Source organism: Streptosporangiales bacterium (assembly GCA_009379955.1).
GTDB lineage: Bacteria > Actinomycetota > Actinomycetes > Streptosporangiales > WHST01 > WHST01.
The window spans coordinates 1-25529 of the sequence record WHST01000094.1; the positions used below are offsets into that span (position 1 = coordinate 1).

A 25529-nucleotide genomic window follows, 5' to 3' on the forward strand; every position below is an offset into this window, starting at 1 on the left:
AACCACGTGATCGTCGATCAACACGTACAGTGCGGTCAGGAGGGTGTTCAGATCTTTGCTCACACATCGAACATGAACACCCTCCCCCACATCCACGGCCACGACGCGCCCAGGCCCTTCAAGGAATCACTCATCTAGCGCGGTGCGAACGCTCCCGCACGACCCCGCGCTCTCCAAATGATCATGTTAAGTGTGTCGTTTCGGTGTTCACGTCGTGAGCCGGTGTTTCCCTCATGCTGCAGGCGGTGGGAACCCCCGAATCACGGTGTCCGGGGCTGACGGACACTAACCTGGTGGGTGCACCCCCGTAGCCCAACTGGCAGAGGCAGGGCCCTTAAAAGGCTCCACGGTGTGGGTTCGAGTCCCACCGGGGGTACCGCCGGTCAGCTGCCGACGGCCGCGTGCCAGCCCCAGGGACCCGGTGGTGGGTGGCCGTCGAGGTCGGCCCGGCCGGTACGCCACAGCAGCACGTCGACGGGGTCTCCCTGCGGGGCGTCGGGGACCAGCCGCCGCAACACCCCCGCGGACAGTCGCGCCGACGGGCGCCACGGGATGCCGAGGCCCGCCGCGATGTCGTACGTGTGCAGGAGGGTCTCGCCGACACCCATCGCCGCGAAGCCGCCGGTGTCGGACGGCCCGAAGTGCCAGGCCCTCGCGTCCGGTGCGGCCACGGCGATCGCGCCGCTCAGCAGGCTCCCGCACGCGGCGACCACCTGGAGGACGTCCGCAGGCGGGGTGTCCGCGTGGACGTTGAGGTCGAACGGCAGGTACGCGGTGGTCGCACCGCCTGCCACCTGGCTGGCGTACGCCAGCAGGTCGTCGGCCACGTGCGCGGCCGTCGTCCAGCAGCTCCAGTCCAGGGTGCCGGCGCCGACGGTCCAGTCCGCCGTGACGTGCGGCCCGAGCACACGGACCATCTCCGTCACCGCGTCGTCGACATCGTCACCGGTCATCGCGTTCACTGTGCCACAGTGGACCGGGAATGCGGCCGGTAGCCTCCGTCGGAGGCCGTCGCGAGCACCGAGGGAGCCCGTCATCAGCGACACGACCGTCTTCGCCGGAGGCACCGTCTGGACGGGCACCGGTCCGTCCGCCACCTCGTCCGCGATCGCTGTCAGGGACGGCCGGATCGTCGCGCTCGGCGCGGCGGCCGATGCCCTGCGGGACGGCACCGCCGGCGTCGTCGACCTCGAGGGTGGGTTCGTGATGCCGTCGTTCGGCGACGGGCACGCGCACCCGCTGTTCGGCGGCCTGGAGCAGCACGGGCCGCGGATCAAGGAGCAGGGCAGCGTCGCCGAGATCGTCGCCGAGGTGGGGCGGTGGGCGCGGGAGCACCCCGACGTCCCGTGGATCGTCGCCGGCAGCTACGACCCGTCGTTCGCGCCGGCGGGGGAGTTCGACGCCAGGTGGCTCGACGAGGCCGTCGCCGACCGTCCCGTCGTGCTGCGGGCCTTCGACTACCACACGGTCTGGTGCAACTCCGAGGCGTTGCGCCGGGGCGGCATCGACGCGACGACGCCCGATCCGCCGCTCGGCACGATCGTCCGCCGCGACGACGGCGCCCCGCTCGGCACCCTGCGTGAGTGGCACGCGTGCGACCTCGTGCTGCAGGCGGCGCCGGACGTCACCCCCGACGTCTACGCGCGGGCGCTGGCCGACGCCTCCCGGCTCTACGCCGCGTCGGGCGTCACCTGGGTGCAGGACGCCTGGGTCGACGACACCGTGGCGCGCGCGTACCTCGACGCCGCGGCCGCCGACCTGCTGACGTTGCGCTTCAACCTCGGCCAGCGTGCCGACCCCGACCACTGGCGTGACCAGCGGCCCGGGTTCGCGGACGTCCGCCGCGAGGTCGAACGGCTGGGGCACCCGCATCTCACGGCCACCACCGTCAAGTTCTTCGCCGACGGCGTGATCGAGGGCGGCACCGCCGCGCTGCTCGCGCCCTACGACGACGCGCCCGGCTCGCTGGGCATGCCCGTGTGGTCGACCACGGCGCTGGCCGAGGCCGTGACCGCGTTCGACGCCGACGGCTTCCAGGTGCACATCCACGCGATCGGCGACGCGGGCGTGCGGGCGGCGCTCGACGCGATCGAGGCGGCGGTGCGCGCCAACCCGTCGTGGGACCGGCGACCGGTCGTCGCACACACCCAGCTCGTCGACCCGGCCGATCTGTCCCGCTTCGCCGCGCTCGGCGTCATCGCCAACTTCGAGCCGTTGTGGGCGCAGCTCGACGCGCTGATGGTCGCCCTGACGGCGCCACGCCTCGGCGCGGAGCGCACGGCGCTGCAGTACCCGATGGCGCACCTGCTCGGCTCCGGCGCGACCGTGTCGTTCGGCAGCGACTGGCCGGTCAGCTCGCTGCATCCCCTCGACGGCCTGCAGATCGCGACCACCCGCCGCACCTTCGACGGCGACCCGGCCGACGGCTGGACCCCGCACGAACGCCTCACCCTCGACGACGCCATGCGCGCGTACACCGCGGGCGTCGCGCGGCAGGCGTTCGCCGAGGACACCTGGGGCACCCTCGCCCCCGGCCGCTCCGCCGACCTGGTGTGGCTCGCCGCCGACCCGTTCGGCGTCGACCCCCTCGCGCTCCGCCACATCGAGGTCCGCGGCACCTGGCTCCGCGGCACCCGCATCCACGGCTGAGGCGCGACAGTACCCGCGGCCTCGACCCCGTGAGGGGCACCCTCACCGCGTGATAGCACGGTGAGGGTGCCCCTCACGGGTGTCAGGCAGGAGGCCGCGCGCGAGGCGCGGGGGTCAGCGGGTGCTGCGGCGCAGGCGAACCCGGTACGAGTAGTGCTCGGGCGAGAAGTGGCTGACGGCCAGCTCGACGGGTGTGCCGGTGGCGTCGTGGTAGATCCGGTCGACGCGCAGGACGGGATCGCCCGGCTGCACGCCGATGCACGGGGCGACGGTGGTCGACGCCGGCTCCGCGGTGATGCTCTGCATCGCCTCGGCGATCGGGGTGTCGAGGCGCGAGTCGAGCAGACCGATGATGGTGACCCGGCAGCGGGAGCCCGGCATGGTGAGCTCCGGCACCGGCTCCAGCCGCGAGCCGACGTGCGGCGGCAGGAACACCTGGGTCTGGCAGAACGGGACGTCCTCGTGCAGGCGGCGGAACGTCAGCGTCATCACCAGGTCGTCGTCGAGACGCAGCCGGCTCGCGGCCGCGACGTCGACCCGGCGCTGCAGCGGGGTGACGAGCTCGAACTCGGTGTCGAGCGACAGGCCCATCAGGTCCTCGATCGAGCCGAACTGGCGGAGGTACCGGTCGCCGCGCGACGCGACGAACGTGCCGCGGCCGGGGACGCGGTAGACCATGCCCTCCGACACGAGGTCGTGGAAGGCGCGCCGTACGGTCTGGCGGCTCACCTTGCGTCGCTGGGTGAGCTCCGCCTCGGTCGGCAGCCGCTCGCCCGCGGCGTACTTGCCCTGCAGGATGCCGGTGCGCAGCTCCCGGGCCAGCGCGCCGTACGCGCTCTCCCGCACCCGCGTCGTCACCACGACGTCGTCCCCCTTCGACGGCACTATGTACGGCCATACTAGGGCGTGTCTCCTTACGACTGTCCGGGCTACGCGACGCCCAGGACGGCCATTGGCGGTGTTGTCGGAGCTCGCAAGTACGCCCAGTACGAGCTCGTCCTCCGCCACCGCCACTGACCATTCTGGACGCCGCTCGCTCCGAACGCCGTAAGGAGACGCGCCCTAGCCGCCGGTGTCCGCGCTCCTGATCTCGTCCAGGACGGGCGCGAGGTACGCGCGGAACCGCTCGGGGTCCTCGGTCATCGGGAAGTGTCCCATCCCCTCGAGCAACGTGAAGCGACCGCCGAGCCGTTCCGCCGCGGTGCGGCTCATCTCCGGCGTGGACGAGTAGTCGTACTCGCCGCAGAAGACGTACAGCGGGCACGTCGCCGGCCCGAGGGTGGCCGCGACGTCGGGGAGGTCGGCGACGAACGCGGTGTCGCCGTTGTAGACGCCCGCGCCGGACTGCCCGTACTCCCACAGCACCTGGTCCTGCAGGTGTCGCGGGCTCGTCGGCGACATCAGGCCTGCGACCCAGGTGGACAGGAACAGGCTGTGGTCGACGCTCATGTGCCGCGTCCAGTCGACCCGCCTGGCCGGGTTGCCGAAGCCGCCCTCGAGCGACACGACCGCACGGAACGCGTCGCCGTGCCTGCTGGCGAGGTACAGGCCGAGCGAGCCGCCCATCGAGCAGCCGAGCAGGGCCGGGGCGCTCAGCCCGAGCGCCGCGGCGAAGGCGAGCACCGCATCGGCGTACCACCCGATCTCGAGCCGGTACGTGCGGCTGCGCCAGTCCGGTGGCGGGTTCGTGCGGCCGTGCCAGGGCAGGTCGAACGCGTACACCGCGAAGCCGTCGGTGAGGTCGGCGTCCTCCATCAGGTGGTGGTACTGGCGGCTGTCCGAGCCCGCGGTGTGCAGGCAGAGCAGCGGGATGCCGGCGCCCGCGGTCTCGTAGTACACGCGGTACGTGACGCCGCCGATCGAGACGGGGACGTAGCGGCCGGTGATGCGGCTCTGCTCGGGCAGTCGCGCGCCGCTCGGTGCCGGGAGGTCGTCCTTGCCGGCGAGCACCTGCAGCACCCGATCGACCACCGGCGCGTGCTGCGCCCAGCCCAGCCGGTCGCCGCCGACGATGTCGGCGCCGAGGTGCGCGACGAGTGCCTGCGCGGTGTTGTACCCGGGCGGCGGCACGGGCATCCGGTACCTGTCCCAGGCGTCGCCGGTCAGCGCGAGCTCGAAGTCCCACCGGTCGTTGATGTCGACGCCTGACCTGACGGTCACGCCGTCGCCCGTCGACACGAGCACCGCCTCGCCGCCGAGCCGCAGGACGAACGCGCACGCGGCCATCCGGGGCAGTGCGCGCAGCACCGGGTCGTCCGCGACCCGCCGCCGCGTCGCCTCGTCGACCATCACGAGCCGGCGGCGGCGACGACGCGCTGGTACAGGTCCTCCTCGACCTCGGACAGCCAGCGGGCAGGGCCGAGCGAGATCGCGAGGTGGACGAGCAGGCTGTCGCCGAGCGCGCCGTGCCAGTGCTCCTCGCCCGCGGGGGCGTAGACGATATCGCCTGGACCGACCACCGACCCGTCGCCGTCGCGGTTCTGCACGAAGCCGCGGCCGTGCGTCACCACGAGGATCTGACCCTCGCCGTGACTGTGCCAGTACGTCCGCGCGCCCGGCGTGAAGCACACCGTGTTGGCCGTGAGGCCGGGGCTCTCCGCGAGGACCGGGTCTGCCCAGACGGTGCCGGTGAACGTCTCGGTGCGGCTCTCCGACGCCGCTCCGGGCAGCCGGCCGTGGTGGATCTTCATCGATCGATACTCCTCGCCGTAGACGTCAGTGCCGACTAGCTGATCCGCACGGCGACGTCGTCGAGACCGTCGACGCGGGAGAACCGTTGCATGACCTCGGGATCGTGCCCGGCCACGAGCACCTGACCGGGACCGGTGCGGTCACGTAGGACCTGGTACGCCTGGTACATGCCGGGCAGGTCGGCGAGGATCGCGAACGGCCGGTCGCGCTCGATCTCCTCGTAGAGGTGGACGGCGTCCGACGCCAGGATCACCTCGCGCCCCTCCGTCGCGACGGAGACGACCACCTGCCCCGGGGTGTGCCCGCCCACCCAGGTGGCGCGCAGGCCGGGCGCGATCTCGTGGTCGTCGGCCAGTAGGGTCACCCGGCCCTCGCGCCGCGCGGACTCGACATGCGCGATCTCGGCGTCCTCGACGACCTGCGCGAACTGGAGGCGCCGCGCCCACGGCCCGGTCCAGAAGTCGAGCTCGCGGCCGGACAGCAGGATCTCGGCGTCGGGGAACGTCGACAGGTTGCCCACGTGGTCGTAGTGCAGGTGCGTGATGACCACCCGGCCGACGTCGTCCGGCGCGAGACCGAGGTCGGCGAGTGCCTCGCGCGGCGTGCAGAGCGACGTGCGTCCGCGACGGGTGCCCGCCGCGGCGTCGAAGCCGGTGTCGACGAGGGTGACGTCGTCGCCGTGCCTGACGACCCAGAAGTAGTAGTCCATCGCGAGCGGCTCGTCGGGCTCGCCGTACGCGTGGTAGCGGTAGTACGTCTCGGCCTTGGTCGTCTCCAGCGTGCCGTACCTGACGGCGGTGACCTCGTACGTGCTCATGTCGTCGTCGGCTCCGGTCGTGCGGTGGGCAGTGGCTCGGTCGCGGTGAGGGTGGTGTGCCGGGTCTCGGGGAGGAACGCGAACAGGACGATGCCGGCGACGAGCGCGACGCCGCAGAGGTAGAAGGACGGCGAGATGCTGAGGCCGGTCGCCGCGACGAGCGCGGCCGCGATGAACGGTCCCGGCCCGGCGACGAGCGCGAGGCCGAGGTTATAGCCGACGGCGCTGCCGCTGACCCGCGTCGCCGCGGGGAACAGCTCGACGAGCGTGACCACGGTCATCACGTTGACGCAGGCCTCGGACAGGCCGAGCAGGACCAGGCCGAGGAGCGCGAGCCCGATGGCCTGCCGGCCCATGAGCGCGAACGCGGGCACGGCGAGCAGCACCATGCCGGCGCATCCCGCGAGCATGAGGGGGCGCCGGCCGAACCGGTCGGAGAGCCAGCCGACGCACGGACACAGCAGCGCGTAGATCGCCAGGCCGGTGGCGGCGAGCAGGAGTGCCGTCGTCCGGGGGAAGCCGGCGGTCTCCGACAGGTGGTTCACGGCGACGGTGACCAGGTAGTAGTAGCCGAGACCCATCACGCTCGCGGCCGCGAGCACCAGGCCGATCTGCCTGAGGTTGCGCCTGCCGGCCCTGCGCAGCGGCGCCTTGGTGACCTTCTGCTCCCGTTGCAACTGGCGGAAGACCGGCGTCTCGTCCAGCCTGAGCCGCAGGTAGAGGCCGACGACGGTGAACGGCGCCGCGAGCAGGAACGGTATCCGCCAACCCCAGGAGTCGAGCGCCGCGCTGCTCATCGAGAGGCTCAGGACGAGGCCGACGACGCCACCGCCGAGCGCGCCGAGCGCCGCGGTCAGGGAGATGACGCTCGCGAACAGTCCACGCCGGTGCGCGGGAGCCTGTTCGACGAGGAACGCCGACGACCCGGTCCACTCGCCACCCGCCGAGATGCCCTGCAGGCAGCGCAGGACGACGAGCAGGATCGGCGCGGCGACGCCGATGGTCGCGTAGCCGGGAAGTGCGGCGACGAGCGTCGTGGCCACTCCCATCAAGATGATGGACAGGGCGAGCGCCGGTCGCCGGCCCAACCGGTCACCGACGGAACCGAGCAGGAACCCACCGAGCGGCCGGAAGAAGAAGGCCACACCGAACACGGCCAGCGACGACAGCAGCGAGCTGGTCGGGCTCCCTGACGGGAAGAAGACCCTGCCGATGCTGGTGGCGACGAAGCCGTAGGCGGCGAAGTCGAACCACTCCATGAAGTTGCCGGTGCCGGTGGCGAACGCCACCTTGCGGCGCACAGTGGGTGTGATCTCCGGTGTGGGGGCGGTGGGGGACATCGTCGTCTCCTCGTGGCACGTCAGCCGAGCGTGCAGGGATCGCGTATGCGGCCGGTGAGACGCCCGGTGATTTATACGGCCAAATCCGAGTCATCGTTATACTCAGGTCACCGATGTGTCAACAGTGCCCCGGGCAACGGAGGCATGGCACGGATGCGTATGGCCGTACAGATCGGCAAATCGCGTACGCCGCCCGGAGCGCCACGACGACGAGGCGAGGAGCGCGCATGGGGCCAACGTTGGGGTTCGTCGGGTTAGGGAACATGGGGCAGCCCATGGTGCACCGGTTGATCGAGGCCGGCTACGAGCTGGTGGCCACGGACGTCAGCGCCGACGCCAGGGCCCGGGTCGAGTCCGCCGGCGCCGTCGTGGTCGAGTCCGCTGCCGCCGTCGCGGACCGCACCGAGGTCGTGCTGACCAGCCTGCCCACACCCGCGGTGGTCCGTGACGTGGTGCTTGGTGAGGCGGGGCTGACGTCTGGCGGCGGGCTCGGCACCTGGGTCGACCTCTCGACGACCGGCGCCGAGACCGTCCGCGCGGTCGCCGCCGAGCTCACCACCCGCGACGTCGTCACGGTCGACTCCCCGGTGAGCGGCGGCGTGCACGGCGCGTGGGCGGGAACGCTCGCGGTGATGGTGGCCGCGGAGCGACCGGTGTTCGAGTCGCTGCAGCCGGTCCTCGACGTGCTCGGCAACGTCTTCCACGTGGGCACCGAGCCTGGCATGGGGCAGTCGATGAAGCTCGCGAACAACTACCTCTCGGCGACCGCGATGGCCGCGACGGCGGAGGCGGTCGTCTTCGGGCTGCAGGCGGGCCTCGACGCCGAGGTGATGATCGACGTCTTCAACTCCGGCAGCGGGATGAACACCGCGACCCGCGACAAGTTCCCGCGCGCGATCCTGCCCCGCACGTTCGACTACGGCTTCACCACCGGCCTGATGCTCAAGGACCTCCAGCTGCTGTCCGAGCAGGCGGCTCAGCAACGGCTGCCGATGTGGGTCGCTGAGTCGGTGCGCCAGCTCTGGACCTACGCGCTCGTCAACGGCGGCGCCGACGAGGACTTCACCACCCTGATCACCCACCTGGAACGCTGGGCGGGCGTGCGGGCGACGTGACGCCGCTGGGGACCCCAGGGGGAGGGGCGGACTACGTGGCGGAGAGGCGGACGGAGAGGTTGCGGCGGTACGCGTCGAGCACGACGGCGAGGATGATGACGCCGCCGGTGATCATCGTGCGCTGGAAGTCGGAGACGCCCATCAGCAGCAGGCCGTTGGTGAGCACGCCGAGCAGGCACGCACCGAGCAGCGTGCCGACGACTGAACCCCGGCCACCGGTGAGGCTCGCGCCGCCGATGACGACGGCCGCGATCGCGTTGAGCTCGTAGCCGTTGCCGAGGATCGGGCTGGCGACGCCGAGGCGCGCCTGGTAGATGATCGCGGCGATGCCGACGGATGCGCCGCCGATCACGAAGCACACGACCTTCACGACGCTGGTGCGGTGGCCGGACAGCCGCACGGCCTCCTCGTTGTTGCCGATGGCGTAGACCATGCGACCGAAGACGGTGCGGGACAGCACGAACCACGCGATGACCACGAGCAGCAGCGCGACGACGAACACGGCGGGCAGGCCGGCGAACGTGGTGATGCCGAACCTGGTGAGACCCGGCGGCAGGTCGTAGATGGTCTGGCCGTCGGTGAACTCCTGTGCGGCTCCGCGAGCGACGTACAACATGCCGAGCGTGATGATGAACGACGGCACCTTCCAGAACTCGGTGACGAAGCCGTTGACGAAGCCGACGATGCCGCCGATCACCAGGCTCAGCACCACTCCGAGCACGACGGCCGCACCGGGCGGCAGGCCGGACGTGATGACCGTGCCGGAGACGACGGCGCACAGCGCGATGACCGAGCCGACCGAGAGGTCGATCCCGCCGACGAGGATCACGAACGTCATACCCACGGCCAGGATCGTGTTGAGCGTGATCTGGGTCATGATGTCGCGGAGGTTCTGCGTCGTGCCGAAGTGCTCGGCGAACAGCAGGAAGAACAACGTCAGCACGATGAGGGCGACGCCGATGCCGGCCTCGCCGAGCACCTGGCTGACCACCCGGTTGGTGGCGACGCTGGAACGCGGGGTCGTCGTCGGACTCACCTGGGATTCCCCTTCATACGGCGGACTCCTTGAGGTACTCGGAGTACGCCAGGTTGAGGACGCGTTCGCCGTCGAACTCGGACCGTGGCACCTCGCCGGCGATGCGGCCGCGGGAGAACACGAGCAGCCGGTCGCAGATGCCGAGCAGCTCGGGCAGGTCGGACGACACGACGAGCACCCCCTTGCCGGCGTCGGCCAGGTCGAGGAGCAGCTGGTGGATCTCGTACCTGGCGCCGACGTCGATGCCGCGCGTCGGCTCGTCGACGATCAGCAGGTCGGTGTCGGCGGCCAGCCACCGGCCGAGGACGACCTTCTGCTGGTTGCCGCCGGACAGGGCGCGCACGTGCTGCCGTACGCCGCTCGCCTTGATCCGCAGCCGGTCGAACAGCTGCTTCGCAGTCTGCGCCTCCGCGCCGCGTCGCAGCAGGCCGCCGCTGCTGATCTTGCGCATGCTGGCGAGGCTGATGTTCGCCGCGATCGGCATGTCGAGGACGAGGCCCTGGCTCTTGCGGTCCTCGGTGAGGAAGCTGATGCCGCGGCGTACGGCCACGCGCGGGTGGGTCATGTGTACCGGGCGCCCGCGTACCGCGATCACGCCGGACGCCGGCTTGTCGGCGCCGAACACCGCGCGCATCACCTCGGTGCGGCCCGAGCCGACGAGCCCGGCGACGCCGACGACCTCGCCGGCGTGCACGGCGAACGAGACGGGAGGCGTGGACGCCGTCACCCTGAGGTCGGTGACCCGGAGCAGCTCCTCGCCGACGGCGCGCTCCCCGACCGGCGGGTACTCGTGGGCGAGGTCTCGTCCGACCATCTGCCGGACGAGGTCGGCCGACGTGAGCCCGTCCAGTTCCTGGGTGCTGACGTGCCTGCCGTTGCGCAGCACCGTGACCCGGTGGCAGACCTCGAAGATCTCCTCGAGGTGGTGCGAGACGTAGACGACCGCGACCCCCTCGGCCGTCAGCTGGCGCAGGATGTCGAACAGCGTCGACGTCTCGCGCGGGGTCAGCGTCGCGGTCGGCTCGTCCATCACCAGCAGCTTGCAGCCGGTCGAGAGTGCCTTCGCGATCTCGACGAGCTGCATCTGCGCGATGCCGAGATGCTCGACCTTCGTGCGCGGTGAGACGTCGAGACCCACGCGCCGCAACAGCTCGCGGGAGCGCTGGTCGAGCTGCCTGCGGTCGACGATGCCCGCCTTCCTCGGCAGCCGTTGGAGGAAGAGATTCTCCGCGACCGAGAGGTACGGCAGCAGCGCGAGCTCCTGGTACACCACCTGGATGCCCGCGCGCAGCGCGTCGGCGGTGCCGGCCGGCGCGTGCGGCCTACCGGCGAACGTCATCGTCCCGCCGTCCGGTTGGTCGACGCCCGCGAGACAGCGTGCGAGCGTCGACTTGCCCGCGCCGTTCTCGCCGACCAGCGCGTGCACCTCACCGGCGCGTACCTCGAGGTCGACGGCGTCGAGCGCCGTGACCCCGGGGTAGCGCTTGGTGAGACCGGAGACGGAGAGGAGTGGCTCCGCGGTCACTGTCGCCTAGCCGACGTTGGACTTGGTGACGAGCTCGATCTTCGTCTTCTGCCACCCGGAGACCGACTCGCCGTCGAGCATCTTCATCGCGTAGTCGATGCCGTACGACGCCTGGGCGGCGCCGAACTGGTCGAGTGTGGCGACGACCGTGCCCTTCTTCACGTAGGACCTGATCGCGGGGATGTTGTCGAACGACGCGACCTTGATCGACGGCTTGCGCTCCTCGATCACCTTCAGTGCGCCGAGTGCCATGGAGTCGTTGGACGCCATGACGCCCTTGATGTCGCGGTCGGCGGTGAGCATGTTGCCGAAGATGGCGTTGGCCTCGTCGGTCTCCCAGTGCGCGGTCTTGGTCGAGACGAGCTCGAGCTTGCCTTCCTTGACCGCGTCCTTGAAGCCGAGCTCGCGCTGCTTGGCGTTGTCGGCACCCGGGTTGCCGGTGAGGAGCACGACCTTGCCGCCCTCGCCGACCGCCTTGGCCAGCTCCAGGCCCGACTGCTTCGCGCCGAGCCGGTTGTCGGGACCGACGTACGGGACGTCCTTGACGCCGGCCTGCTCCAACGCCTTCGGGTCGAGCTGCACGTCGATGTTGACGACCTTGATGCCGGCCTTCGACGCCTTGGCGACCGACTGCACGAGCGCCTTGGAGTCGGCGGGTGCCAGCACGATCGCCTGCACCTGCCGGGTGATGCACTTGTCGATCAGCGCGACCTGGCCGTCGACGTCGGTCTCGTTCTGGATGCCGCTCACGTCGAGCTCGACGTCGCCGCGCTTCTTGACGTGGGCCTCGGCGCCCTTCTGCATGTCCTGGAAGAACTCGTTCGCCAGGGACTTCATCACCAGGCAGACCGTGGGCTTGCCCTCGGCCTTGGGCGGCTCCTTCGGCTGCTCCTCCTGGCCGCACGCCGTCAGCGACAGCGCGGTGACGAGGGCGAGCGCGGTGACTGCGACTCTGCCTTTCACCTGGTGCTCCTTCCGGGGATCTTCGTCGGCGACGGGGTGGGTCGGTAGGTCAGAACGGCACTCCGCAACGCAGGACGGCGTTGGTGAACGGAGTGATGGAGCCGGTGCGGACGACGACACGCGCGTGCGCCGACAGCGCCTTGAGCTCGTCGTGGGAGACGTGGCTCACGGGGATGTCGCCGAGCGCGGACGTCAGGCCCTCGCGGGCGGTGGTGTCGGTCAGCTCCGTCGCGAGCGTGGCGTGCTCGACGACGCACTCGTCGAGCACCGCGCGGAGGACGGGCAGGAACGCGGGTTCGTCCGGACGCCAGAGCAGGTCGATCGCCTCGACGCCGCGGGGGACGGGCAGCCCGGCGTCGGCGACGACGACGAGGTCGCCGTGGCCGGTCGCGGTGAGCACCTCGACGAGACGCGGGTGCCAGAGTCCTGCACGGCGCACCGGGTCACCACGTCCCGTCGGTGGAGGAGCTGTCGTCACCCGTGGGCTCCGGGCACCCGCAGGAGCCGCGGAGGACGAGTGTCGTGTCGAGCACGACGCGGCTCGGCGGCCGGTCGCGGTCGGCGACCTGTGCGACGAGCCACTCGACCGCGTAGCGGCCGATCTCCTCGAGCGGCTGCCGTACGGTCGTGAGGGAGGGCACGGTGTACGCGCTCGCCCCGATGCCGTCGAACGAGCAGATCGCCACGTCGTCGGGTACCTTCACCCCGAGCTCGGCGGCTGCCCGCAAGAGCCCGATCGCCTGCTCGTCGCTGGCGATGAACAGCGCGTCGAGCGAGTCACTGCCGGCGAGGAGCTTGCGGCCGCCCTGGTAGCCGTGCTCGCGACCGAACGGCGTGTGCATGAGGGGCATCGCCGCGGGATCGATGTCGGCCTCGCGCAGGGCGCGCTGCCACCCGGCCACGCGGTCGACGGTGGGGTGCGCGCCGGCGATGCCGGCGAGGCAGCCGATGCGCCGGCGGCCGTGCTCGACGAGGTGCCGGGTGGCCGCGTAACCGCCCGCGGCGTTGTCGACGAGCACGTGCGCGGCGTTGGGGATCGGCAGCTCCCGGTCGAGCACGAGCCGCGGCACCGTCGCCTCGGAGAGCTCGGCCGTCCACGTGCTGGCGCCGTGCGACGGCGCGAGCATGAGCCCGTCGACCTGGCGGTCGAGCAACGTGCGGACGTAGGCCGCCTCGCGCTCCTCGTCGTCCGTCGCGTTGCCGAGCAGCATGGTGTAGCCGTACTCGAAGCCGACCTCCTCGATGCTGCGGGCGAGCTCGGCGAAGAACGGGTTGGAGTTGTCGGGCACGACGAGGCCGAACGTCATTGTGCGCTGCATGCGCAGTGACCTGGCGACGGCGTTGGGCCGGTAGCCGAGCTCGGCGACCGCCGCGAGCACGCGCTCCTTCGTCGCCGGCGCGACACCGCGCGGCCCGTCGTTGAGCACGTAGCTCACGACGGCCTCGGACGTGCCGGCGAGGCGGGCGACGTCGCGGCGGGTGACCATTGTCCTCCGATCAGCGGCGGGCAGGTGGACGCAGCATAAGGTCTTCGAGCACGCGGGCGATGGTCTCGTCCGGGGCGACCTTCGTCAGGTAACGCTGATCGCGGTCGGGCTCGGGCACCCAGGCGTTGGAGCCGTCGGCGTGCACCGCGACCGATCCCGGCTCCGTCGACTCCGTGAACAGCTCGTCGCCCCCGCGGATGGCGTAGTAGACGGCGGTGAGGTCCCAGCTCTCCCTGTCGTTGCCGGGGCCGACGTAGATCTCGTACCCGCGGCGCACCGGGTTCTTCCGCGAGACCTGGTCGAGCCGCGCGCCGGTCATGATGCTCACGCCGACCTCGAAGCCCGAGTACACCTGCTCCGTCGGCCACTCGTCGACGACCTTCTTGGTCGCCGCGACGTCGTTGAAGAAGTTCCACTCCCGGCCTTCGGGGAACGTGCCGCCCATGACGACGAGCTCCTTGACCTTCTCCGCGACGAGGGCCTTGCCGGACAGCCGGCTGTACCTGTCCGGCCCGCTGTCCAGGAGGCCGGCCAGGTTGGTGAGGAACCCGACCGAGGCGATGGTCACGCTGTGGTCGGGCTGCCGGGCGAGGACCTGCCGGTACAGCCGGACGGCATCAGGGGCGCGGGCGCCGTCCCGAAGCGAGTTGGGGAATCGCTTCGCGAGTACCTGGGCGTAGTCCTTCTCGAATGTGCTGTTGTCGACCGGCTTCAACGTGCCGACCGGGATGTCTCCCCGACCGTAGTACGTGTTGACCGCGTCGACCGCGGGTGCCCCCCAACGGCTCGGCGTGTCGACCATGACCGCGAGCAGCTTCACCTGTCCCGCGTCGGCGAGGGCGTGGGCCACGGCCAGCGCCCCGGCGTCGTCGACGTCGGAGAAGATGTCGGTGTCGATGATGAGCCGCGCCGGCTTCGGCCGCGGCTCGCCCGCCGCCCCCGACTCGGCTCCCGCCGCGGTGACCACGGGCGAGACGAGCGCGAGCGCGGCCGCCGCGCCGGCGGCGACGGTGAGGGACAGGAGACGGCGAAGGCGCATGGCGGAGGCTCCTCTCAACACGAGTTGACAACTCGTGTTGATCGCCGATTATGGCGCGGCCGAGAGAGCCGGCGCAACCATCTCGGCTGGCACCTACGGACCGCAACGAGGACCGCGGAAGGTAGCACTCCGGCCCACCCCTCTCCCACGTGGGCGCTTCGTGCTGGCTATGGCCAACGCGAAGCGTCCACGTGGGGGGTGGGGGGCGGCGTCACCCGCCGTCGCGTTCCAGGAAGGGGGTCAGGAGGTCGGGGACCGCCTGCTCGGCGAAGGTGAGGCCGGTGCTCTCGTCGACGTCGTAGACCCGGTACGCGCCGCTGCCGGCGCCGGTCGTCGCGGCGATGGTCGCCAGGCCCGAACGGCGCTGGAAGAAGGTCCTGCTGACCGTCCAGCCGATGATGCCGGTACGGCGCAGCGCGACCGTGTGGCGGGCGACGGTCCCATGCCTGGCGAGGAGGTAGCGCCCGGCCAGCGTGTGGCCGAGGTTGCGGTAGGCGTCGAAGGCGAGCGGGATCGTCGCGAGGAGCAGCAGGAGCGAGACCGGTGGCACCCAGGACGGCAGCCACCCCATCCAGCTCACCGCGGAGCGGACGACCGCCAGGACGGCGGCGAGCAGCAGGACGGGCACGATCGCGCGGAACAGGCGCCGGCGCAGGGCAGCGCGCGGGTGGCGGGCGAGGCCGGTGACGGCGAGCGGGGTCGTCTCCTCGGCGAGCACCTCCGCCGACACGCGGTACGCCTCCTCGCGCGGCGCCGGCGGCAGCAGGAAGTCCTTCTCCTTGTTCTTGTCCTTGCTCGTCGTCGCCAGGCCGGCCGCGATCGCCTTGGTGGTGGCACCCTTCGCCAGGCGCACGCCGAGTCCCTCGACCAGCTCGACGCCGCGTAGCCGGCGCTCCTCCAATGACAAGGACCGCGTGGTCAGCAGGCCGCGGCGCACGCGGAACGATCCGCCCGACTCGCGGACGAGGCGGAAGCCCCACCAGCCCTCGATGAAGATGAGCGTGGCACCGATGACGCCGACGACGAGGACGGCGGCGAGGGCCACCAGGATCACCACGACGAGGGAGAACTGGCGCACCCAGGTGAAGACGGCCATGATCAGGCCGCTCTCGTACGGGTCGACGCCGGTCCAGTCGAGCACCCGGCCGGCGCCGCCGACGATGATGGCCGCGACGACGAGAGTCCAGCCGGTCAGCGGCGCGTACCTGATCCACGCCCAGTTCATCGTGGCGATGGTCGTCTCGGCCGCCGTGGCGCCGGTTGCGGCGGCCGGCGCCTCGGTGGGCGAGGTCGTGCGCGCGGCAGGCTCGTCGTCAGCGGTGTCACCGGAGACCGGCGTGGCGGCGACGGGGGAGCGCCGCAGCAGCTCCAGGCGCAGCTCCTCCGCGCGCTCGCGCCTGACGGCGTCGAGGGAGAGCTCACCGCTCCTGTCGGCGGACGTCGTGTTCTGGCCGGTGCCGACCTTGACCACGGACAGGCCGAAGATGCGGTGCAGCGGGTTCGCGGTGAGGTCGACGCTGCGGATCCGGTCGCGCGGGATGGACAACCGCCGGTGGAAGACGAGCCCCGCATGGAGCTCGACGCGCTCCTCGCCGATCCGGTACCGCGTCGTCGCGTACCGCATCAGCCCCACGCCCATCATCACGACGAAGATGGCGCCGACCGAGAGCAGCGAGAAGAACACACCGGGCGGGACGTTCCCGCCGGTCACGATCGCGGTGACGCCGAAACCTGCGAGCGGCGCGGCGAGCACGCTGATGTTGAGGGCGAGCATCCGCGGGTCGAGCCGGTGCCACTCCCGCTCAGCCTCGACGACGTCATGGGTGGTGCTGCTCATGTCGCGTCGCCCGGCGTCGCCTGGGTGACCTCGGTCAGTCGCTCGACGAGGTCCTTCGCCACACCCTGGTCGAGACCCTCGATCTTCAGTGCCCCGGCCGCGGACGCGGTCGTGACGGTGACGCTGGCGAGCCGGAACAGGCGCTGCAGGGGTCCCCGGACGGAGTCGACGGTCTGGATCCGCGACATCGGAGCCACCCGCCACTCCTGGAAGAGCCAGCCGGAGGCTGTGTAGACCGCGTCGTCCGTCGCCTCCCACCGGTGGACGCGGAAGCGCCAGTGGGGCATCACGAAGATGTAGGGGAGGCCGAACAGCAGCACGACGAGCAGGCCGACACCCAGCCAGAGCCTGGCCGGGGCGAGAAGTGCCGTCAGCACGCCGAGGACGAGTGCCGGCGGGACGACGAGCGCGAGCGCCTGCGCGGTCCACAGCCGGACTGCGCGGCGTTCGACGAGGTGACGCGGCGGGCGGAGACGGACGGTTGTGGTGTTCACGCGTTCATTCCACCCCGCATCGGTCCTGCTGGCGAGCATGCAAGGTAGCGAGTCGCCGTCCGAACGGTGCGCGGGGCCGGTCGATCGACAACTTTCGTCGACTCCGGGCACGTCGGACGGACGTTCTGCCTGGGCCTCACGCCGAGTAGCTTGACGCTCGTGGAGAACCTGGAGGGGCGTGTCACGCCGTCGCGAGACCTGCGGACACGGCCGGCACTGTGGCGGACGAAGCGCGAGCTCGTCCTCGACATCCTGCCGGTTGCCGTCCTCCTGGTCCTGAGCGTGCTCTTCATCGCGTCCGGCGACGTCCCTGACGACGCCCAGGGCGTGCTCGACAGGTTCGTGGACGTCGCCCTCATCCTGCTCCTGCTGGTCAGGCGCCGGTGGCCGATCGCGCTGATGGCGCTGATGACCGCCGTCTCCGTCGTGATGCTGGCGCTCAACTACCTGGTGCCTGGCGCGGTGCTGCCGGTGTACGACGAGATCAACCCCTGGCTCCCGCTCGCGACCGCCGTGGCGGCGTACACCGTGGCGGCGTACGCGCCGCACCGTCCGGTGTCGTGGGTGCTCGTGGTCGCGGCGCTGGTGGTCGGGGGACGGCCGTGGGACCCGGTCGTCAACGCCATCTCGGGGGTGGTGTTGCTGACCGCGGTCCCCGCGCTGCTCGGTCTGTACCTCGGGGTGCGCAGGAGACTGGAGCAGGCCCTGCGCGACCGTGCCGAGCGGGCGGAGCGCGAACAGCACCTGCGTGCCGAGACCGCACGTGCGGAGGAGCGTGCCCGGCTGGCGTCGGAGATGCACGACGTCGTCAGTCACCGGGTCAGCCTGATGGTGCTGCAGGCCGGTGCTCTCGGCGTGACGGCGCGCGACGAGGCGACGAAGGCGGCGGCGGAGGAGCTGCGTGCGGCCGGCTGCCAGGCGCTCGACGAGCTGCGCGACCTGCTCGGCGTACTGCGCACCGATCCCGGCGGTGACGAGCACGAGCAGGACGAGCGGAACGGCACGATGCTCGACCTGTCGGGACTCGTCGAGGAGTCCGAGTCCGTCGGCGTGCCCGTCGACCTCGTCGAGGAGGGCAACGCCGCCCGCGTCTCCCCGGTCGTCGCGCGCACCGCGTACCGCATCGTCCGCGAGGCGCTGACCAACGTCCGCAAGCACGCGACGGGAGCCGATGCCCACGTCCACCTGCGGTACGGAGGCGACCGGGTGCGCCTGTCCGTGCGCAACTCGGCGCCCACCGACGAGCCCGATGCGGAGCTCGTGGCGAGCGGGTCGGGCACCGGCCTGCTCGGTCTCCGGCAGCGCGTCGAGCTGGTGGGCGGCACCATCGACGCGCATCCGGAGACCGACGGCGGCTTCACCGTCGATGCGATACTGTCGGCGTACGTCCCGACGCGGGAGGGGTGACCGTGGCCGTGCGGAGCCGGGAGACCCCGATCCGGGTGATCGTCGTCGACGACGAGCCCATGGTGTGCGCGCACCTGAAGGTGATCCTCGGGTCGGCCGAGGACATCGAGGTCGTGGACCAGGCACACGACGGTGCGGCCGGCGTCGAGGCGGTCGTGCGGCACCGGCCCGACGTCGTGCTGATGGACCTGCGCATGCCGGGTGTCGACGGCCTCACCGCGATCGAACGGATCGGCAGGCTCACCGACCCGCCGGCGGTCGTCGCGCTCACGACCTTCGACGCCGACCAGTACGTCGTCCGCGCGTTGCGTGCCGGCGCCGCCGGGTTCCTGGTCAAGTCGACGCCTCCCGAGGACCTCATCGGCCTCGTCCGCGTCGCCGCCGACGGGCACACCGTCCTGTCGCCCGAGGCCGCCCGGCGGCTGGTCGCCGCGTCGTCCGACGAGCAGGCGGGACGCGACCGCGCGGTCGCGCTGGTGGGCCAGCTCACCGACCGCGAGACCGAGGTGCTCGCCTGCCTCGGCGAGGGCCTGTCCAACGCCCGGATCGCCGAACGTCTCTACCTCTCCGAGGCCACGGTGAAGAGCTACGTCTCCCGGATGCTCGTCAAGCTGGAGTGCGCCAACCGCACCCAGGCAGGCCTCCTCGCCTACGACGCCGGCCTCGTCACCCGTTGACGTGAATCGGTGCTTCGGAGCGGGCATGCCGATCGCACTGATGCTCGGCTGAACGACTTCGCGCGGCCCAGGGAGGGGTTGGTGGGCGGGACCGGCGCTGGTATCGGGGCGTCACAACGCCGGCCCCACCGTTTTGGGGGGAACCCGCTGCCGGTCGCTGATACGACCAGTGCGGATGCCTGATGCGCATACTGGCGCATGGTCAGCGAGCTGTGACCCCCGGTCGGACGAAGGGTGATGTCCCGACCACATGGCGGCACTACCAGCATCAACACCTGTAGATCGGTCACGCTGGGACGTCTCGGCCGTACGAGCCGTGCGTGCGCATGGGCCCGTAGATCACGGTAGGGTCATGAGTTGCTGGTGGTTCCACCGGAGGCGTCTGGTGGAGGCAAGAGGGAACCCGGTGCGAATCCGGGACTGCCCCGCAGCGGTGAACGGGAACGACCGCCGTCATACGCACTGGGCGCCATCCGGGCGTCTGGGAAGCGACGGCCAGTAGGTCGGCCGCCAGGCCGGAGCCCGTGAGTCCGAAGACCTGCCGCCGGCGCGCACGCTGTGTTGGCCGCCTCCGGCGGCCTTCGGCAGGTGGCGTGCGCTGCCCGGGGCCTCGTGGGTGGGCCGGCGGACGTCAGTGGTGCCGTGACGGCACCCGTTCGCTGTTTCCTCGCGTGGCTCCGTGACCCTCATTGTCGAGCTCGCGAGGAGAGAGCCCGTGACCATCGATCCCACCGATCGCACGACCCCCGACAACGCCGCCGGCCTGCCCCGTCCGCAGGTGCCGCTCGGCGCGACAGTCCTCGGCTACCCGCGGATCGGTCCGCGCCGAGAGCTCAAGCGCGCACAGGAGGCGTACTGGGCAGGCCGTTCCGACCGGGCCTACCTGGAGGAGACCGCGCGTGGGCTGCGCGCCGACACCTGGCGACGGTTGGCCGAGCTCGGGCTCGGCTCGGTGCCTGGCAACACGTTCTCGTACTACGACCAGGTGCTCGACACCGCCGTGCTCGTCGACGCCGTGCCCGACCGTTATCGCGCGCTCGGTGCCGGCCCCGACGGCGACCTGCGGACGTACTTCGCGATGGCGCGCGGCGACGAGGGGGTCGCGCCGCTGGAGATGACGAAGTGGTTCGACACCAACTACCACTACCTGGTGCCCGAGATCGGGCCGGACACGATGTTCCGGCTCGCCGGAACGAAGCCGCTCGACGAGTACCGCGAGGCGCTCGACCTCGGCGTGGAGACGCGTCCTGTGCTGCTGGGGCCGGTCAGCTTCCTGCTGCTCGCCAAGGCCGCTCCCGGCGCGCCCGCAGGGTTCTCGCCACTCGACCGTCTCGACGACCTGCTCGCGGTGTACGAGGAGCTGCTCGCGACGCTGCGTGCCGAACGCGTGCCGTGGGTGCAGCTCGACGAGCCGGCGTTCGTCGCCGACAGGGACGATGCGGAGCTTGCCGCGCTCGCCCGTGCGTACGAACGGCTGGGCGCGGCCGCGTCGCGACCCTGCCTGTTCGTGGCGTCGTACTTCGGCGACATCGGTCCCGCGCTGCCGGTCCTGGCGGCATCGCCGGTCGAGGCCGTCGGCCTCGACCTGGTGGCGGGTGCGGAGCCCGAGGCGGGTGAGCTGCCGTCCGGCCTGCGGTCCAAGACGGTCGTCGCCGGCATGGTCGACGGCCGCAACGTCTGGCGCACCGACCTGCCCGCCGCGCTCGACGCGCTGGGCAGGCTGCGCCAACACGCGGCCGCGGTGTCGGTGAGCACGTCGTGCTCGCTGCAACACGTGCCGTACGACGTCGAGGCCGAGACGTCCCTTGACCCCCTGGTCCGTGCCCTGCTCGCGTTCGCCGAGCAGAAGGTCGGCGAGGTGGTGACCCTGCAGCGGGCACTCGACGACGGCCGCGACGCCGTCGCCGGCGAGCTGGCCGCCTCCGCCTCCCACCGGGACCGGACGACCGTGCCCGGGCTGCACGACGCCGCCGTGCGCAGGCGTGCGGCGGCGGTCGCGCCCGGGGACGCCGAGCGGCCGGCTTACGAGGTGCGGGCCAAGGCCCAGCATGAGCAGCTCGACCTGCCGCCGTTGCCGGTCACCACGATCGGGTCGTTCCCGCAGACCGACGAGGTGCGCACAGCGCGCGCCGACCACCGTGCGGGACGCCTCGACGAGGCCGGTTACACCACGCGCATGCGTGCCGAGATCGAACGCGTCGTCGAGCTGCAGGAGCGGATCGGCGTCGACGTCGTCGTCCACGGTGAGCCCGAGCGCAACGACATGGTCCAGTACTTCGCCGAGCAGCTCGACGGCTTCGTGACGTCGACGGCCGGCTGGGTGCAGTCGTACGGGTCACGCTGCGTGCGCCCGCCGATCCTCGTCGGCGACGTGTCCCGGCCACGACCGATGACGGTGGAGTGGTGGGAGTACGCGCAGGCGCTCACGTCGCGTCCGGTCAAGGGCATGCTGACCGGGCCGGTGACGATCCTTGCGTGGTCGTTCGTCCGCGACGACCAGCCGCTCGCCGACACCGCCCGCCAGGTCGCGCTCGCGATCCGCGACGAGGTCGTCGACCTCGAGGCGGCTGGCGCGAAGATCGTCCAGGTCGACGAGCCGGCGCTGCGCGAGCTGCTGCCGCTGCGGGCCGACCGGCAGGACGACTACCTGGAGTGGGCCGTCGGGGCGTTCCGGCTGGCGACCTCCGGCGCGGCCGACGCCACCCAGGTGCACACGCACCTGTGCTACTCGGAGTTCGAGGAGGTCTTCGCGTCGATCGACGCGCTCGATGCGGACGTGACGAGCATCGAGGCGGCGCGGTCGGGCCCCGGCCTCCTCCGTACGGTCGCCGACTCGGGCTTCGTCCGTGGCATCGGACCCGGCGTCTACGACATCCACTCGCCGCGGATCCCGGACTCCGACGAGGTGGTGAGCTGGCTGCGCGCCGCGGTCGGGGCCGTGCCGTCCGAGCGGCTGTGGGTCAACCCCGACTGCGGGCTCAAGACCAGGACGTATCCGCAGGTGGAGGCCGCCCTGACCAACGTGGTCGATGCCACACGCCGGCTGCGATCGGAGCTGGGGTAGTCGAAGGGTAGGCGCGCGGTAGGTTGGGTAGCGGTTGCCTCGACCCCAAAGGTTCTTGAGAAGGAGAGTGGAGTCAGCATGGCTCAGTACTCGCTGCCGGATCTCCCGTATGACTACGGTGCGCTGGAGCCCCACATCTCGGGGCAGATCATGGAGCTGCACCATGACAAGCACCACCAGACATACGTGGCCGGCGCCAACACCGCGTTGGAGCAGATGGAAGAGGCACGCGCGACGGAGAAGCTGCAGTCGGTCAACCTGCTGCAGAAGAACCTCGCGTTCAACCTGGCCGGCCACGTCAACCACACGGTCTTCTGGCCGAACATGTCACCGGACGGCGGCGACAAGCCGGACGGCGAGCTGGCGGCCGCGATCGACGAGTTCTTCGGGTCGTTCGACGGCTTCCAGGCGCACTTCACCCAGGCGGCGCTCGGCATCCAGGGCTCCGGCTGGTCGATCCTCGCCTGGGAGTCGGTGGGCCAGCGGCTGGTGATCGAGCAGCTCTACGACCACCAGGGCAACCTCGCCGTCGGCACCGTCCCGCTGCTCATGCTCGACATGTGGGAGCACGCGTTCTACCTGCAGTACAAGAACGTGAAGCCCGACTACGTCAAGGCCTGGTGGAACGTCGCGAACTGGGCCGACGTGGCCCGCCGCTTCACCGACGCCAAGACGAAGACGCAGGGCCTCATCTAACGAGCAGGCCCGACTGAAGGGCACCGTGTTGTCGCTGCGGCGGCAGTGCGGTGCCCTTCATGCTGCCTCGACACTCCTCGCCGTGACCGACACGCCCATCATCTTGGGTTGCCGGTGATTGTCGTCCCCCAGATGTAGCGTTTCTCCTGCTGATGGTTCCGCTGGACAGCCGGTCCGGCGGAGGCAAGAGGGAACCCGGTGAGAGTCCGGGACTGCCCCGCAGCGGTGATCGGGAACGACCGCCGTCACCATCTCGCAGTCCGCGCCCCTGGCTGCGAGAGGGTCGAGCACTGGGCGCTCACGCGCCTGGGAAGCGACGGCCAGTAGGACCGGTGTGAGCCGGGTGCCCGTGAGTCCGAAGACCTGCCATCGGTGCGCGCGCTCGCGAGACGGGCGCGCGCGTTTGTCCAGACCTCGTGGGTGGGTCCTGCGGACGTTCTGGCGCGGCACGGCATGCCTCCGTGCGCGTCGGTCGTGCCCTCCTGCGCGCTCTGGACCCTCGACCCGTCCAGCTCGTGAGGAGAGACATGACCGAGACCCTTGAAGCGGGGGCACTGACCGGTGCGTCCCCGATCGTCGTCATCCGTCGCGACGGCAGCGGCGTGCCGTTCGACGAGAGCAAGATCGCCGTCGCCATCGGCAAGGCGTTCATCGCCACCGAGGGCGCGGACGCCGGCGCTTCCCAGCGCGTGCGCTCCCTCGTCGACCGGCTCACCGGCCAGGTGTGCGACGTGCTGGCCAGGCGTGCCGCGCTGATGAGCAGCGTGCACGTCGAGGACATCCAGGACCAGGTCGAGCTCGCGCTGATGCGCGGCGAGCACCACCAGGTCGCCCGGGCGTACGTCCTCTACCGTGAGGAGCACACGCGCCGGCGCGCCGAGAGTGCGACCGGCGCCCCCACCGGTCGGGCCGGTGTCCACGTCCGCCTCGCCGATGGCACGACCGCGCCGCTCGACACCGCGCGCCTGGAGCTCGTCGTGGCCGAGGCGTGCGCCGGCCTCGCCGACGTCGACCCGCGGGTCGTGCTCGACGAGACGCTGCGCGCCGCGTACGACGGCATGACCGCCGACGAGCTGGCGCTCGCGCTGGTCATGTCGGCGCGCACGTTCGTCGAGACCGAGCCCGACTACACCTACGTCACCTCGCGGCTGCTGCTCGACAAGCTCCGCGGCGAGGCGTTGACCTACCTGAACGGCGAGCCCACCGTCGCCAGCCAGGGGCAGATGGCCGAGTGGTACTCCGGATACTTCGCGGCGTACGTCAGGCGCGGCATCGAGCTCGGCATGCTCGACGAGCGCCTCGCGACGTTCGACCTCGACCGGCTCGGCGCCGCGCTGCTGCCCGAGCGCGACCAGGCGTTCACGTACCTCGGCATGCAGACCCTCTACGACAGGTACTTCCTGCACGACGACGGCACGAGGTACGAGCTGCCGCAGGCGTTCTTCCTCCGCGTGGCGATGGGTCTCGCCGTCGACGAGGACGACCGCGAGGCGCGCGCGATCGAGTTCTACGAGCTGCTGTCGTCGTTCGACTTCATGTGCTCGACCCCGACGCTGTTCAACGCCGGCACCACCAGGCCGCAGCTGTCGTCGTGCTTCCTCACGACCGTCGACGACGACCTCGACGGCATCTTCTCCGGCATCAGGAACAACGCCCTGCTGGCGAAGTTCTCCGGCGGCCTCGGCAACGACTGGACCCCCGTGCGCGGCATCGGCGCGCACATCAAGGGCACCAACGGGCTGTCGTCGGGCGTCGTGCCGTTCCTGAAGATCGCCAACGACACCGCGGTGGCCGTCAACCAGGGCGGCAAGCGCAAGGGTGCGGTCTGCGCCTACCTGGAGACGTGGCACATCGACGTCGAGGAGTTCCTCGACCTGCGTAAGAACACCGGTGACGAGCGGCGCCGCACCCACGACATGAACACCGCCAACTGGGTGCCCGACCTGTTCCTGCGCCGCGTCGAGGCCGACGAGACGTGGACGCTGTTCTCGCCCGACGAGGTGCCGGGACTGCACGACGCGTACGGCGCGGAGTTCGCCGAGCTCTACGAGGGCTACGAGGCCGCGGCCGAGCGCGGGGAGATCCGCGTGTTCCGGCAGCTGCGCGCGGTCGACCTGTGGCGGCGCATGCTCACCATGCTGTTCGAGACCGGGCACCCGTGGATCACGTTCAAGGACGCGTGCAACCTGCGCTCGCCGCAGCAGCACTCCGGCGTCGTGCACTCGTCGAATCTGTGCACCGAGATCACGCTGAACACCACCACCGACGAGACCGCCGTGTGCAACCTCGGCTCGGTCAACCTCGCGCGGCACGTGACCGCCGACGGCGTCGACCTCGGGCGCCTGGAGCGGACGGTGACGACCGCCGTGCGCATGCTCGACAACGTCATCGACGTCAACATGTACACGATCCCCGAGGCGCGCCGGTCGAACATGCGGCACCGTCCGGTCGGCCTCGGCGTGATGGGCTTCCAGGATGCGCTGTTCGCCCTGCGCGCGCCGTACGCCTCCGAGCGCGCGGTCGAGCTGGCCGACGAGAGCATGGAGGCTGTTAGCTACTTCGACCTGAAAAAGTCGCAGCGTGGCGGTCGATGATGTGGTGGCTGGTGGTGGAGAGGATGGCCTCGAACCCTTGGGCTAGAAGGGATCGAGGCCATCGTGTTCAGAACTGTAAACGATCAGCCGACGTTGTG

The 25529-nt window shown here is 71.0% G+C and carries 21 protein-coding genes, 1 tRNA gene and 2 riboswitches; of the genes, 8 read left to right on the forward strand and 14 right to left on the reverse strand.

Annotated elements, in window-relative coordinates:
* Positions 1-301 precede the first annotated feature (301 nt).
* A tRNA-Leu gene (locus GEV10_23255) sits at positions 302-376 on the forward strand.
* A gap of 7 nt (positions 377-383) precedes the next feature.
* Here GEV10_23255 and GEV10_23260 read toward each other — a convergent pair.
* Complete coding sequence (locus GEV10_23260; protein ID MQA81364.1) at positions 384-953, reverse strand: hypothetical protein; 570 nt, start codon at positions 951-953, stop codon at positions 384-386.
* An 82-nt stretch (positions 954-1035) separates the two neighbouring features.
* On the opposite strand from GEV10_23260, the gene GEV10_23265 reads away from it, so the two are divergent.
* Complete coding sequence (locus GEV10_23265; GenBank protein ID MQA81365.1) at positions 1036-2649, forward strand: amidohydrolase family protein; 1614 nt, start codon at positions 1036-1038, stop codon at positions 2647-2649.
* A gap of 114 nt (positions 2650-2763) precedes the next feature.
* Here the strand turns inward: GEV10_23265 and GEV10_23270 are convergent, their stop codons facing one another.
* The 5 genes from GEV10_23270 to GEV10_23290 form a co-directional block, all read right to left on the reverse strand.
* Positions 2764-3507, reverse strand: a complete 744-nt coding sequence (locus GEV10_23270; GenBank protein MQA81366.1) for a GntR family transcriptional regulator — start codon at positions 3505-3507, stop codon at positions 2764-2766.
* Between the two features lie 204 nt (positions 3508-3711).
* Positions 3712-4941: an alpha/beta fold hydrolase gene (locus GEV10_23275; protein MQA81367.1), complete on the reverse strand. Its 1230-nt coding sequence runs from the start codon at positions 4939-4941 to the stop codon at positions 3712-3714.
* Complete coding sequence (locus GEV10_23280) at positions 4938-5339, reverse strand: cupin domain-containing protein (protein ID MQA81368.1); 402 nt, start codon at positions 5337-5339, stop codon at positions 4938-4940. The genes GEV10_23275 and GEV10_23280 overlap by 4 nt, the downstream gene beginning before the upstream one ends.
* Positions 5340-5374: 35 nt before the next feature.
* A complete protein-coding gene (locus tag GEV10_23285) occupies positions 5375-6157 on the reverse strand; it encodes an MBL fold metallo-hydrolase (protein MQA81369.1) in 783 nt (260 codons plus the stop codon).
* Positions 6154-7458, reverse strand: a complete 1305-nt coding sequence (locus tag GEV10_23290) for an MFS transporter (protein ID MQA81370.1) — start codon at positions 7456-7458, stop codon at positions 6154-6156. Before GEV10_23290 ends, GEV10_23285 begins: the two co-directional genes overlap by 4 nt.
* Positions 7459-7724: 266 nt before the next feature.
* Between GEV10_23290 and GEV10_23295 the strand changes: the two genes are divergently transcribed.
* Positions 7725-8612, forward strand: a complete 888-nt coding sequence (locus GEV10_23295) for an NAD-binding protein (protein ID MQA81371.1) — start codon at positions 7725-7727, stop codon at positions 8610-8612.
* A 31-nt stretch (positions 8613-8643) separates the two neighbouring features.
* Here GEV10_23295 and GEV10_23300 read toward each other — a convergent pair whose 3' ends face one another.
* From GEV10_23300 to GEV10_23335, 8 genes are all read right to left on the reverse strand, one after another.
* Entirely contained in the window at positions 8644-9603 is a 960-nt protein-coding gene (locus GEV10_23300; GenBank protein ID MQA81372.1) for an ABC transporter permease, read from the reverse strand.
* Between the two features lie 58 nt (positions 9604-9661).
* A complete protein-coding gene (locus GEV10_23305; GenBank protein MQA81373.1) occupies positions 9662-11173 on the reverse strand; it encodes an ATP-binding cassette domain-containing protein in 1512 nt (503 codons plus the stop codon).
* Positions 11174-11179: 6 nt separating this feature from the next.
* A complete protein-coding gene (locus tag GEV10_23310) occupies positions 11180-12136 on the reverse strand; it encodes a substrate-binding domain-containing protein (GenBank protein ID MQA81374.1) in 957 nt (318 codons plus the stop codon).
* A gap of 49 nt (positions 12137-12185) precedes the next feature.
* On the reverse strand, positions 12186-12575 hold the full coding sequence (gene rbsD / locus GEV10_23315; GenBank protein MQA81375.1) for a D-ribose pyranase: 390 nt from the start codon (positions 12573-12575) through the stop codon (positions 12186-12188).
* A 4-nt stretch (positions 12576-12579) separates the two neighbouring features.
* Complete coding sequence (locus GEV10_23320) at positions 12580-13623, reverse strand: substrate-binding domain-containing protein (GenBank protein MQA81376.1); 1044 nt, start codon at positions 13621-13623, stop codon at positions 12580-12582.
* A 10-nt stretch (positions 13624-13633) separates the two neighbouring features.
* On the reverse strand, positions 13634-14662 hold the full coding sequence (locus GEV10_23325; GenBank protein MQA81377.1) for a nucleoside hydrolase: 1029 nt from the start codon (positions 14660-14662) through the stop codon (positions 13634-13636).
* A 211-nt stretch (positions 14663-14873) separates the two neighbouring features.
* Positions 14874-16499: a PH domain-containing protein gene (locus GEV10_23330; GenBank protein ID MQA81378.1), complete on the reverse strand. Its 1626-nt coding sequence runs from the start codon at positions 16497-16499 to the stop codon at positions 14874-14876.
* On the reverse strand, positions 16496-17032 hold the full coding sequence (locus GEV10_23335; protein ID MQA81379.1) for a PH domain-containing protein: 537 nt from the start codon (positions 17030-17032) through the stop codon (positions 16496-16498). The genes GEV10_23330 and GEV10_23335 overlap by 4 nt, the downstream gene beginning before the upstream one ends.
* 159 nt (positions 17033-17191) lie before the next feature.
* On the opposite strand from GEV10_23335, the gene GEV10_23340 reads away from it, so the two are divergent.
* From GEV10_23340 to GEV10_23360, 5 genes are all read left to right on the forward strand, one after another.
* Positions 17192-18400, forward strand: a complete 1209-nt coding sequence (locus GEV10_23340; protein ID MQA81380.1) for a histidine kinase — start codon at positions 17192-17194, stop codon at positions 18398-18400.
* A 59-nt stretch (positions 18401-18459) separates the two neighbouring features.
* The gene (locus GEV10_23345) at positions 18460-19077 is read left to right on the forward strand and encodes a response regulator (GenBank protein MQA81381.1); all 618 of its coding nucleotides are present in this window, start codon (positions 18460-18462) and stop codon (positions 19075-19077) included.
* 347 nt (positions 19078-19424) lie between these two features.
* A riboswitch (cobalamin riboswitch) is annotated at positions 19425-19638 on the forward strand.
* Between the two features lie 217 nt (positions 19639-19855).
* On the forward strand, positions 19856-22141 hold the full coding sequence (gene metE, locus GEV10_23350) for a 5-methyltetrahydropteroyltriglutamate--homocysteine S-methyltransferase (protein MQA81382.1): 2286 nt from the start codon (positions 19856-19858) through the stop codon (positions 22139-22141).
* Positions 22142-22219: 78 nt separating this feature from the next.
* The gene (locus GEV10_23355) at positions 22220-22837 is read left to right on the forward strand and encodes a superoxide dismutase (GenBank protein MQA81383.1); all 618 of its coding nucleotides are present in this window, start codon (positions 22220-22222) and stop codon (positions 22835-22837) included.
* Between the two features lie 136 nt (positions 22838-22973).
* Positions 22974-23223: riboswitch (cobalamin riboswitch) on the forward strand.
* 141 nt (positions 23224-23364) lie between these two features.
* Entirely contained in the window at positions 23365-25431 is a 2067-nt protein-coding gene (locus GEV10_23360) for a ribonucleoside-diphosphate reductase subunit alpha (GenBank protein MQA81384.1), read from the forward strand.
* Positions 25432-25529 lie beyond the last annotated feature (98 nt).

Excerpts from the sequence above, each read along its gene's own strand:
- GEV10_23325 (MQA81377.1), bottom strand. The coding sequence starts at position 14,662 with ATGCGCCTTCGCCGTCTCCTGTCCCTCACCGTCGCCGCCGGCGCGGCG.
- GEV10_23355 (MQA81383.1), top strand. The coding sequence starts at position 22,220 with ATGGCTCAGTACTCGCTGCCGGATCTCCCGTATGACTACGGTGCGCTG.
- GEV10_23330 (MQA81378.1), bottom strand. The coding sequence starts at position 16,499 with ATGAGCAGCACCACCCATGACGTCGTCGAGGCTGAGCGGGAGTGGCAC.
- GEV10_23335 (MQA81379.1), bottom strand. The coding sequence starts at position 17,032 with ATGCTCGCCAGCAGGACCGATGCGGGGTGGAATGAACGCGTGAACACC.
- GEV10_23260 (MQA81364.1), bottom strand. The coding sequence starts at position 953 with ATGACCGGTGACGATGTCGACGACGCGGTGACGGAGATGGTCCGTGTG.
- GEV10_23360 (MQA81384.1), top strand. The coding sequence starts at position 23,365 with ATGACCGAGACCCTTGAAGCGGGGGCACTGACCGGTGCGTCCCCGATC.
- GEV10_23285 (MQA81369.1), bottom strand. The coding sequence starts at position 6,157 with ATGAGCACGTACGAGGTCACCGCCGTCAGGTACGGCACGCTGGAGACG.
- GEV10_23295 (MQA81371.1), top strand. The coding sequence starts at position 7,725 with ATGGGGCCAACGTTGGGGTTCGTCGGGTTAGGGAACATGGGGCAGCCC.
- GEV10_23345 (MQA81381.1), top strand. The coding sequence starts at position 18,460 with ATGGTGTGCGCGCACCTGAAGGTGATCCTCGGGTCGGCCGAGGACATC.
- GEV10_23320 (MQA81376.1), bottom strand. The coding sequence starts at position 13,623 with ATGGTCACCCGCCGCGACGTCGCCCGCCTCGCCGGCACGTCCGAGGCC.
- GEV10_23280 (MQA81368.1), bottom strand. The coding sequence starts at position 5,339 with ATGAAGATCCACCACGGCCGGCTGCCCGGAGCGGCGTCGGAGAGCCGC.